The organism is Viridibacillus sp. NPDC096237, assembly GCF_050278625.1.
GTDB lineage: Bacteria > Bacillota > Bacilli > Bacillales_A > Planococcaceae > Viridibacillus.
In genome coordinates this window covers 275597-287383 of the sequence record NZ_JBNNTI010000001.1, presented here as the reverse complement: position 1 = coordinate 287383, position 11787 = coordinate 275597, and the positions used below count along the sequence as shown (strand labels likewise).

At 36.9% G+C, this 11787-nt stretch carries 8 protein-coding genes; all 8 read left to right on the top strand.

The features are described from left to right. Window positions 1–466 precede the first annotated feature (466 nt). The 8 genes from miaB to miaA all read left to right on the top strand — a co-directional run bounded on the left by miaB (window position 467) and on the right by miaA (window position 11721). Window positions 467–2014 carry a tRNA (N6-isopentenyl adenosine(37)-C2)-methylthiotransferase MiaB gene (gene miaB, locus ACQKMD_RS01515; RefSeq protein WP_427748846.1) on the top strand — a complete coding sequence of 516 codons (1548 nt, stop codon included), beginning with the start codon at window positions 467–469 and terminating at the stop codon, window positions 2012–2014. Beyond that, window positions 2014–2448: a RicAFT regulatory complex protein RicA family protein gene (locus ACQKMD_RS01510; RefSeq protein WP_427748844.1), complete on the top strand. Its 435-nt coding sequence runs from the start codon at window positions 2014–2016 to the stop codon at window positions 2446–2448. Before miaB ends, ACQKMD_RS01510 begins: the two co-directional genes overlap by 1 nt. Window positions 2449–2950: 502 nt before the next feature. Next, window positions 2951–3550: an outer spore coat protein CotE gene (cotE, locus tag ACQKMD_RS01505; protein WP_427748843.1), complete on the top strand. Its 600-nt coding sequence runs from the start codon at window positions 2951–2953 to the stop codon at window positions 3548–3550. A 130-nt stretch (window positions 3551–3680) separates the two neighbouring features. Further along, the gene (gene mutS, locus ACQKMD_RS01500; RefSeq protein ID WP_427748842.1) at window positions 3681–6296 is read left to right on the top strand and encodes a DNA mismatch repair protein MutS; all 2616 of its coding nucleotides are present in this window, start codon (window positions 3681–3683) and stop codon (window positions 6294–6296) included. Window positions 6297–6308: 12 nt separating this feature from the next. Further along, the gene (mutL, locus tag ACQKMD_RS01495) at window positions 6309–8207 is read left to right on the top strand and encodes a DNA mismatch repair endonuclease MutL (protein WP_427748840.1); all 1899 of its coding nucleotides are present in this window, start codon (window positions 6309–6311) and stop codon (window positions 8205–8207) included. Between the two features lie 28 nt (window positions 8208–8235). Continuing rightward, complete coding sequence (locus tag ACQKMD_RS01490; RefSeq protein WP_427748838.1) at window positions 8236–9894, top strand: glycerol-3-phosphate dehydrogenase/oxidase; 1659 nt, start codon at window positions 8236–8238, stop codon at window positions 9892–9894. Further along, window positions 9887–10807, top strand: coding sequence for an alpha/beta fold hydrolase (locus tag ACQKMD_RS01485; protein ID WP_427748837.1), 921 nt, complete (start codon window positions 9887–9889; stop codon window positions 10805–10807). Before ACQKMD_RS01490 ends, ACQKMD_RS01485 begins: the two co-directional genes overlap by 8 nt. Then, window positions 10804–11721: a tRNA (adenosine(37)-N6)-dimethylallyltransferase MiaA gene (gene miaA, locus ACQKMD_RS01480; RefSeq protein WP_427748835.1), complete on the top strand. Its 918-nt coding sequence runs from the start codon at window positions 10804–10806 to the stop codon at window positions 11719–11721. The genes ACQKMD_RS01485 and miaA overlap by 4 nt, the downstream gene beginning before the upstream one ends. The last annotated feature ends 66 nt before the right edge of the window (window positions 11722–11787 follow it).

Sequence of the window (11787 nt, the reverse complement as noted above, 5' to 3'; positions counted from 1 at the left end):
AGTTTTTTTATTGTTAATGAGGCATTGATAAGAATAAAGAGGGCTTACCTTATTATTGGAATGGGATTACAAAGTCTGAGTAGCGCCAAAGAGCCTGAGTAGAGCTAAAGAAAGCCCGAGTAGCGCTAAAGAGCCAGTGAGTAGCGCCAAAGAGCCTGAGTAGAGCTAAAGAAAGCCCGAGTAGCGCTAAAGAGCCAGTGAGTAGCGCCAAAGAGTCTGAGTAGAGCTAAAGAAAGCTCGAGTAGCGCTAAATAACCCCCAAGGAGCAATGAGTAGCACAAAAACCCCCATGAGTAGCGAAAATCCCTCAAATAACATAAAGGAACCAATATCCCCCTCCCTATAAACAAGCTATATGTCGAAACACCGACAATTAACGTTCTTTTCTTGTGGGAACCACACTCCATTCAGTATAATAAGAAAATGGGTATTCGAGAGTGCGAATACGAGCGGAAGGAGTTTACTGATGAACGAAGAACAGCGACTTGCTAGTCAACAAGTGAAACAACCAGATCCATCGGACAAAAAATCCGAGAAGGACTATAGTAAATATTTTCAATCTGTATATACAGCGCCATCTTTAAAAGATGCAAAGAAACGTGGTAAAGAAGAAGTACAATACCATAAAGACTTCGCGATTGATGAGAAATACATGGGTATGGGACATGGTCGTAAATTCTACATTCGTACGTACGGTTGCCAAATGAATGAACATGATACAGAAGTAATGGCGGGGATTTTCCTACAACTTGGTTACGAAGCAACAAATAACGTTGAAGATGCGAATGTCATCTTAATGAATACTTGTGCTATCCGAGAAAATGCGGAGAACAAAGTATTTGGTGAACTTGGCCACTTTAAACCATTAAAGCAAAAAAATCCTGATTTATTAATTGGTGTATGTGGATGTATGTCGCAAGAAGAAGCTGTAGTTAAGAAAATCTTGAAAACATATGACCAAGTTGATATGATTTTCGGGACGCATAATATTCATCGTTTACCTGATATTTTAAACGAAGCATATATGTCGAAAGAAATGGTTATTGAAGTGTGGTCTAAAGAAGGAGACGTCATTGAGAACCTTCCGAAAGTACGAAAAGGGAATACAAAGGCTTGGGTTAATATCATGTACGGCTGTGATAAATTCTGTACATACTGTATTGTACCTTATACACGCGGAAAAGAGCGTAGTCGACGCCCAGATGATATTGTTCAAGAAGTGCGCCAATTAGCTGCACAAGGCTATAAAGAAGTGACATTACTTGGTCAAAACGTAAACGCTTACGGAAAAGACTTTGAAGACCTAAAATATGGCCTTGGTGATTTAATGAATGAATTACGTACAATTGATATTCCTCGCATTCGTTTTACGACAAGTCACCCTCGTGATTTTGACGATTATTTAATTGAAGTATTAGCGACAAAAGGGAATTTAGTTGAACACATTCATTTACCAGTGCAATCAGGTTCAAGTGATATGCTGAAGATCATGGCTCGTAAATATACGCGTGAAAGCTATTTAGAACTTGTACGCAAAATTAGAAAAGCGATTCCAGATGTAGCGTTAACAACTGATATTATCGTCGGTTTCCCAAATGAAACAGATGAGCAATTTGAAGAAACGTTATCTTTATATAAAGAAGTTGGCTTTGAAATGGCATTCACATACATTTATTCACCACGTGAAGGTACTCCTGCAGCGAAAATGCAAGATAATGTACCAATGGAAGTGAAAAAAGAGCGTCTACAACGATTAAATGATGTAGTGAACCAACTTTGTGGAGAAGCAATTAAACAATATGATGGTCAAATTGTCGAAGTGTTAGTAGAAGGGGAAAGTAAACGAAACCCGAATGTACTAGCAGGTTATACAAGAAAAAATAAACTCGTTAACTTTGTCGCTCCTAAAGAAGTGATCGGCCAAATTGTAAAAGTACAAGTTACTGAAGCAAAAACTTGGTCATTACAAGGAGATTTTATCGAAGTCGTGACGAACCAAAAGGTGGAATTATAATGGCAGAAGTGTATACTAAAGATCAAATTATCGCAAAAGCAATGGAAATTGCCCATATGGTAGCGAACACAGAAGAAGTGGATTTCTTCAAACGTGCAGAAGCACAAATTAACGAAAATCAAATGGTACGTGAAAAAATTGCTAGTCTAAAAAGTTTACAAAAACAAGCAGTAAACTTTCAACATTACGGAAAAGAAAAAGCACTTCGATTAATTGAAGATAAAATTGCTAAAATCGAAGAAGAAATTGATTCTTTACCAATCGTTGAAGAATTTAAACAATCTCAAAGCGATGTAAATGATCTATTACAATTAGTATCAAATGCAATTGCGAACAGTGTGACAGATGAAATTGTTGAATCAACTGGTGGCGATCTTTTACGTGGTGAAACAGGTTCAAAAGTACAAAACTCAAAACCTGGTAGTTGTTCATAATATGAAATCCTCCCCCTTTAAAGAATTAACATCTTTAAAGGGTTTTTTGTAAAAAAGATGTTGAAGTTTCCTTTGGAAGTAGTACTTACCATAATCAGGTCCTGTTGGTACAAAGTTAATATGACGAATAACAGAGGCGGCTGGACTGAGTTAGATTATGAAACTTATGATAATGCCTATACAGATTACTAATCCCCCTATAAAAACTAAGGGTATAAAATCTTTGATGTAGTCGCTAATGGAGATAAAGGCTATTAGCTAATTGATCTTAATCCAGAAATTTATAAACAGAAGGTATTAGATACGGACATGACATTAATTCCTCAATTATCGTATAGTAAGGATCATCCGGGTTCAGCAAATCCTGCTATTCGTATAGCGTTCAAAGTAACAGAATAATTGAAGACTACTGAGTAGCAAAAGAAAGAACGGCTATTCAGTAGTTTTTTTATTTTTAAAAATTAATCTAATCACCCAATGGGCACATGCAGCATAAGATGAAATGAAGAGAAGCAAAGGAGGAATCGCACTGAAACAGTTGCGTCAAATTGTCACAAAGGCGGTCGTCGCGAAGGGGAAAAAAAGAACAGAAGTATGTGAGAATTTAAGACCACCTAATCAACCATCAAGTATTTTAGGGTGCTGGGTGATCAATCATACGCATTCAGCCAAAAAACATGGGAATTTTGTTGAAGTATCAGGCAAATTTGATGTCAATGTTTGGTACGCTTATCATAATCATTCAAAAACAGCAGTATTCTCTGAGACAGTACTGTATAGAGACCGTATCAAACTTCATTATAGAGATAATGATACGACAGGAAAAGAAGATATTCATGTAAAGGTGATCCAACATCCAAACTGTACAGAAGCTATTATCACACCTTGCGGAGAGCAATTCCAAGTCACAATTGAACGAGAATTGCTTGCAGAAGTTGTAGGTGAGACAACAATTTGTATTTCTGTACATCCATTAGATTTCGAAGAAGAGTGGGATTTCGAAGATGAAAGCTCATCATCTAGTTCATCATCAAGCTCATCGTCGAGCTCATCATCATCATCATCATCAGGTCCATCATTTGAATCTTCATCGTTTCAATAAGCACTTTTAAAGCCGGAGGCGACGCCGGCTTATTTTTTTTGAGTAAACAGACTAAAAAGTATGAAACGCATTTCAATACTTATTTTGTTATAATAGAAATAAGATTTAGCTACACAGGAGAGGTTTTAAAATGACAACATATACACCAATGATTCAACAATATTTACAAGTAAAAGCCGATTATAAAGATGCTTTTTTATTTTTCCGTTTAGGTGATTTTTATGAAATGTTTTTTGATGATGCTGTAAAAGCGTCACAAATTTTAGAAATTACATTAACAAGCCGAGATGCAGGGATGAAAGAACGTATTCCTATGTGTGGAGTGCCACATCATTCCGCTAAAAACTATATAGAAACACTTGTTCAAAAGGGTTATAAAGTAGCCGTATGTGAACAAACAGAAGATGTTAAACAAGCCAAAGGTGTCGTAAAACGTGAAGTTGTTCAATTGATAACGCCTGGGACAATCATGGAGGGCAAAGCGTTAGATGGAAAAACAAATCACTTTATCGCAGCTGCTGAGCAAATACAAGCATCAGAATATGCTTTTTGTTATCTAGATTTATCGACGGGTGAGGCAACTGTTACTTATGTTGAAGGCGATGGTTTAGTTTTGTTGCAACAACTTCAATCATTCGGTATTCGAGAAATGGTTGTAACAGAGCAATTATTTGCAGAACTGACTGAACAGGCAGAAGCATTATCAATTGTCTTATCAATTGAAGAAGAGTCTATGCATGAATCGAAAAGTATACAGTATTTAGAAGAAGTCCCTAATGATTTGCATAGAGCAGGTCGAAGGCTTCTTCACTATATCGAACGTACACAAATGCGCTCACTCTCTCATATTCAACCATTTCAATACAATGAAAATAAAAATTATCTAAATATCGATACAAACTCAAAGCGTAATTTAGAGTTAATTCAATCGCTACGTGGTGGTGATCAAAAGGGAACGCTATTATGGTTACTAGACGAGACTGTTACAGCAATGGGTGGTCGAAAATTAAAACAGTGGTTACATCAACCGTTAGCGAACCGTCAACATATTGAAAAGCGCTTGAGTATCGTTACAGATTTGTTAGAAGAATATTTTGTTCGAGCAGAATTACAGGAATTATTTAAACAAGTTTATGACTTAGAACGCTTGGCAGGACGTGTTGCGTTTGGAAATGTTGGAGGACGCGATTTAGCACAATTACGAGAATCCCTACGTCAAGTACCTGTTATTCAAGAGCAATTGCAAAACTCTTCTAAAGAAAACTTACAAAGCTTAGGCGAAGCACTTGATTTATGTAGTGATATAGAGAGTTATTTAAGTCATGCGATTACAGATCACCCACCAATCTCGATTAAAGAGGGCGATGTTATCCGCGGTGGATATGACGAAAAATTAGACGAGCTTCGTTATGCCTCTTGCAACGGAAAAGATTGGATTGCGGCGCTTGAACAACAAGAACGTGAGAAAACAGGAATCAAGAATTTGAAAATTGGTTATAACCGAGTATTTGGTTATTACATTGAAATTACGAAATCATATATTCATTTAGCGGATCTAGAAAGATATGAACGTAAGCAAACGCTTGCCAATGCAGAGCGTTACATTACTGATGAACTAAAGGAAAAAGAAGCTATTATTTTAAATGCTGAAGAAGAAAGTTTGGCGCTTGAATATACGTTATTTACAAAAATCCGTGAAGAATTAAAACAATATATCCCGAGGTTACAAGCACTTGCTTCTGCAATCAGTGAATTAGATGTTTACGTAAGTTTCGCATTGGTAACAGAAAAGTATCAATTCACAAAACCTGTATTCCACGAAGGACGTTCACTTAAAATTGTTAATGGACGTCATCCAGTCGTTGAGAAAATGATGAATCAGCAATTATACGTACCAAATGACTGTATATTAACTGATGATCGCAATATGATGCTAATTACTGGGCCCAATATGTCTGGTAAAAGTACTTACATGAGACAAGTGGCACTTATTACAATTCTTGCGCAAATGGGCTGTTATGTACCTGCAGAAGAAGCAAAATTACCAATAACTGACCAAATTTTTACGCGTATTGGAGCAGCGGACGATTTAGCTGCGGGACAAAGTACATTTATGGTGGAAATGTTGGAATCACAACATGCCATAACAAATGCTACTGCGAAAAGTTTATTACTTTTTGATGAAATTGGGCGTGGTACCTCAACTTATGATGGGATGGCTTTAGCGCAGTCTATGATGGAGTATATTCATAATAAAATAGGTGCTAATACATTATTCTCTACTCATTATCATGAATTAACAGATTTAGAAAACGACTTAAATCGCTTGCAAAATGTCCACGTATCAGCAATGGAACAAGATGGTAAGGTAGTCTTTTTACACAAAGTGAAAAAAGGACCTGCAGATAAAAGTTATGGTATTCATGTAGCCGAGCTAGCAGAATTACCAGCTGACATCATTTCTAGAGCGCGTATTTTACTAGAAGAATTTGAAGCAACTAATGTTGCATCAGCCGCAACCGTGATAAAAGTAAACTCAGAACCAGAGACAACTGTGAAGGACGAACCATCTCAACTTTCTCTATTTGCAGAAGAAGAGCCAAAAAAAGTCACACAATTAGCTGCCGTTTCAAAATCAGAACAAGAGGTACTAGAGCAACTCCGATCACTAAATGTGTCCGGTACAACGCCGATGGATGCATTGCAACTTGTTTATTCATTGCAACAATCATTAATAAAAAAATAGGAGGTGCAACAGATGGGCCATATTCATATTATGGATGAATTTCTGTCCAATAAAATTGCAGCAGGTGAAGTAGTAGAGCGCCCTTCATCTGTTGTAAAAGAACTAGTTGAAAATGCCATTGATGCAGGAAGCACCTCAATTGAAGTGATTTTAGAAGAAGCTGGTTTAACCTCCATTCAAGTAATCGATAATGGAAGTGGGATGGACGAAGCTGATGCGCTGAAATCATTTCAACGCCATGCTACGAGTAAAATTGAAAATGAACATGATTTATTCCGTATCCGTACACTAGGTTTTCGAGGGGAAGCATTAGCGAGTATTGCTTCAGTTTCAAAGATTACTCTTGTTACATCAAACGGTGAAGTGGGTATTGAAGTACAATTAGAGGGTGGTCATGTTATTGACAAAAAACCAGCTCCTTTACGTAAAGGGACGGATATGAAAGTATCCCAACTTTTTTATAATACGCCCGCACGATTAAAATATATGAAAACGATTCAAACTGAATTAGGCCATACAATTGATTTGATGAATCGCTTGGCACTATGTTATCCAAATACCGCTTTCAAATTACGCCACCATGACCATATTTTATTGCAAACAAATGGACGTGGTGACTTGCTCCAAGTGTTAGCAGCAATTTATGGTATTGCTAACGCGAAAAAGATGGTGACATTTCAAGGGGAATCATCAGATTATAAAATTTCGGGGTTTGCGACAATACCTGAAATCACTAGAGCATCTAAGAACTATATGTCTATTTTCGTCAATGGTCGATGGGTTCGCCATTTTACGGTACAAAAAGCAATCATTGATGCATATCATACCTTCTTGCCGATAGGAAGGTTTCCGATTTCTGTTATTAATATTGAGGGTGATCCATTTTTAACAGACGTAAATGTTCATCCATCGAAGCAACAAATTCGTTTAAGCAAAGAAGCGGAGTTAATGGACTTAATTGAAAAGACATTGCATAAAGTAATTCGTCAATCGATGCAGGCACCTGAAATTGCAGAGAAGAAGAAAAAAGTTCCGCAAATTGGTGAGCAAATCAACTTCTGGAAATCGATGAACTATAATAATACGAACATGCCTCGGTTCAATGAAAAGCCTAAGCTAGAAGATGAGTCAGATCCTTTTTCGAGACCATATCCACAAGATGTTTTAAATTCGTCAGCCAATTCAGGTTTTATAAAGGAAGAAACTTGGGAACAAGTAAATAGTACGGACAATTTAGCAGAATCAAAATTACATGTAGAGCAAGATATGAAAGAAGAAGAGTACTTAATCTCAAGTGAAGACTCTGAAGAGCACGAAACAAAAGAACCATTCCCGGAACTTGAAGTGGTTGGTCAAATACATGGGACGTATATTGTGGCGCAAAGTGAGGATGGGTTTTATTTAATTGACCAGCATGCTGCGCAAGAGCGAATTAAATATGAGTTTTTCAAAGACAAAGTAGGACAGGTCGATCCGAATGAACGTCAAGCACTACTATTTCCGTTAACATTCCACTATTCAGCTGATGAAGCACTAGTGTTAAGAGAGAATATGGATTATTTAATCGATGTAGGTGTTATTCTTGAGGAATTTGGCACAAACTCATTTGTAGTAAGAGAACATCCCACCTGGTTCCCAAAAGATTTTGAAGAGGAAATAATTGAAGAATTAATTGAACAGATTTTACGTGATCGTAAAACGGATATACGAAAATTACGTGAAGCTGCGGCTATTATGATGAGTTGTAAACGTTCCATAAAAGCAAATCACTACTTAGATACACAACAAATGGAAGTGCTAATACGTGATTTAAAACGAATGATCAATCCGTTCACATGCCCACACGGTAGACCTGTTATTGTCCATTTTAAAACGTATGAAATTGAGAAAATGTTTAAAAGAGTAATGTGATTTTTATGAAATAAAGGAGGAAGATAGTATGTTTTCATCTGCACAACGTGAAGGTTTTATTGAAACGCTTGATGCTTATTCTTTTGATGTCGTAGTAATTGGTGGAGGGATTACTGGAGCTGGTATTGCGTTAGATGCTGTATCTAGAGGGTTATCTGTAGCGCTTATTGATATGCAAGATTTCGCTTCTGGTACTTCTAGTCGCTCAACTAAGCTAGTTCATGGAGGTTTGCGTTATTTAAAACAACTACAAATAGGTGTTGTAGCTGAAGTTGGTAAAGAACGTGCTATCGTATATGAAAATGGGGTCCATATTACAACCCCGCAATGGATGTTACTTCCTTTCTACAAGGGGGGGACATTTGGACCTTATTCAACTTCACTCGGTTTAAAAGTGTATGATAATTTGGCTAGAGTTAACAAATCTGAGCGTCGTAAAATGCTGAGTGCCAAGGAAACTTTACAAAAAGAACCGCTTCTCAAAAAAGATGGTTTATTGGGGGGAGGCTACTATGTAGAATACCGTACTGATGATGCTCGTCTTACGATTGAGGTTATTAAGAAAGCTGTTGAACTTGGTGCTGTTTGCTTAAATTATGTAAAAGCAGAAGAATTTAAGTATGACAAAGAGAAAATTACAGGAGTAGTTGTTCGCGATCAAATTACATCTCGTACTTGGACAATTCAATCGAATACAGTAGTAAATGCTACAGGACCATGGGTAGACGAAGTGAGAAAAAAAGACCAAATTAGTAACAATAAACAGCTACGTCTTACAAAGGGCGTACATATTGTAATTGACCAATCCCGTTTCCCACTTCAACAATCTGTATACTTTGATACACCAGATGGCCGGATGGTTTTTGCTATACCTCGAGATGGAAAAACGTATGTCGGAACAACGGATACATTTTACGTAGATAACCCAGTAAATCCAGTTGCAACGGATGAAGATGTTGCTTATTTGATGGATACGATTCATTATATTTTCCCGGATGTGCAAGTTACACAGAAAGACGTAGAATCAAGCTGGGCAGGAGTCCGTCCGCTCATTTTCAAAGAGGGAAAAGATCCTTCAGAAATCTCTCGTAAAGATGAGATCTGGGAATCTCCAAGTGGTTTATTGACAATTGCTGGTGGGAAATTAACAGGTTATCGTAAAATGGCTGAAAATATCTTAGACAAAATCGTAGAAAAGAAACCATTCAGAAAGTCAGGTCCATGTGTGACAGAGCATATGTCCCTTTCGGGTGCTAAAGGTATAAATTCAATAAATTTTGGTCCTTATGTAAAAAATAAAACCTATGAGGGAACAAAATTAGGATTAACTAAAGAAGAGGCTCATATGCTCGTCTCAAAATACGGTACGAATATTCAAGAAATCTTCAATATTATTCATACTTTGAAAGTGAATAATTCAGTCGTTGATTTACCAATCGCAATACATGCACAGCTACTTTATGCAATTCAAAATGAAATGGCACAAACACCAGCAGATTTCTTTGTTCGTCGTTCAAGTCGATTATTATTTGATATCGATAGTGTTTATGAACATAAAGAAGCAGTCATAAAATTAATGAAAAAATACTTGTCCTACTCGGCAGCACAGGAAGAGCAATATCGCATAGAATTAGACCAATTATTATTCGAAGCGTCGCATTTTGCTAAAGAGGACATTTATGAATAAAAATACACATACAGTTAAAACTTTAGACGGTCACCTCATTTCGGTGACTGTCTATTTCCCTAGTGAAGATCCGATGGGACATATTCACATTCTTCATGGAATGGCAGAACATAGTGATAGATACGAACGTTTCGCAAAATTTTTATTAGGACATGGTTATGTTGTCTCCATGCACGATCATCGTGGTCATGGACAAACAGCCTTTTTAAATGATTCGCCAAGGGGCTTTTTTGCAAATCAGCAAGGATTTGATAAAGTAGTGTCAGACGTACATGAAGTACTAAGCTTTGTTCGAGCAGATTACCACTTACCACCTGTTATTCTATTTGGTCATAGTATGGGATCATTTATTGCACGTCGTTATACAGAGCTTTACAGTGAAACGCTATCCAAAGCTATTTTCTGCGGGACAGGTGCAGCAAATCCGACACATCAAGCTGGGCATATACTTGCAAAATGTCTCGCGAGTTTACAAGGAAAAGCAAAAGAAAGCCCATTATTAGATAAATTGTCATTCGGTAATTTCAACCGTGCATTTTCAAATACCCAGACTGATTTTGATTGGTTATCTTCAGATTCAACGGAAGTGACTAAATATCTTGAAGATGAAGATTGTGGATTTTTAGCAACTAACCAGTTTTATGCTGATTTAACTGGGGGTATTATAACTTTATCGAAGGAAGAAGAGATAAATAGAATTCGAAAAGATTTACCTATTCTTTTAATAAGTGGTGCAGATGATCCTGTTGGGGGCTTTAGTAAAGGAATTTGGAAAGTGGCTAAGAGTTATCAAAGTTGTGGATTAACTAATATTACCGTACAGTTATTTGAAGGGAAACGACATGAAATATTAAATGAAGTAAACCGAGAAGAGGTATATAACAAAATCATATGGTGGTTAGAAAAAGAATGAGAGAACATGATTTAGAAGTAATTGCCATTGTGGGTCCTACAGCTTCTGGTAAAACAGCCTTAAGTATTGAGCTAGCTAAAGAGTTAAATGGAGAAATTATTAATGGTGACTCCATGCAGATTTATAAAGAACTGAATATAGGAACAGCTAAGATTACAGAAACTGAAATGGAAGCAGTACCACATCATCTCCTGAGTATTAAAGAACCTACAGAATCCTTTTCGGTCGCTGAATATCAGCAACTCGTGCGTGAACGTATTGACTTTATTCGTGCGAAAGGAAAGTTTCCGATTATTATTGGAGGAACTGGTCTTTATATTCAAGCTGTACTATTTGATTATCGCTTCACGGAAGAAAAGGTTGATGAAGCAGCACGAGAAGCCTATTATAAAGAATTGATTGAAATAGGACCTGAGGCAATGCATGCAAAATTAGCAGAGCTTGATCCTAAAACAGCTGAAGCAATTCATCCTAACAATACGCGTCGAGTAATCCGGGCACTTGAGATGATTCAGCATGGCGGTATAGCCAAATCTTCGGATGAGCAAAACCTGGGTGAGAAGCCACTTTATAAACATCTAATCATTGGTTTAAATATGGATCGTGAGCAGTTATATGAACGTATAAATAAACGTGTAGATATAATGATGGAACAAGGACTACTTGCTGAAGTAGAAGCACTATGGCAAAAGGATATCCGAGACGTGCAATCTGTTCAAGCTATTGGGTATAAGGAGCTTTATGAATATTTTGATGGCAAGCAATCATTAGAAGATTCAATTGAGCAGCTAAAACAAAATTCAAGACGCTATGCAAAACGACAATTAACTTATTTCCGTAATAAAATGGATGTTAGATGGTTCAATAGTTTAGAAGGCACAAAAAAAATAATCAGAGAAATATTGGAAAAATAAAGGGTTTTCCATTAATGAAATCGAATACATGGTATCGAGGAGATATATTTAAAATAGAAGAGGGAG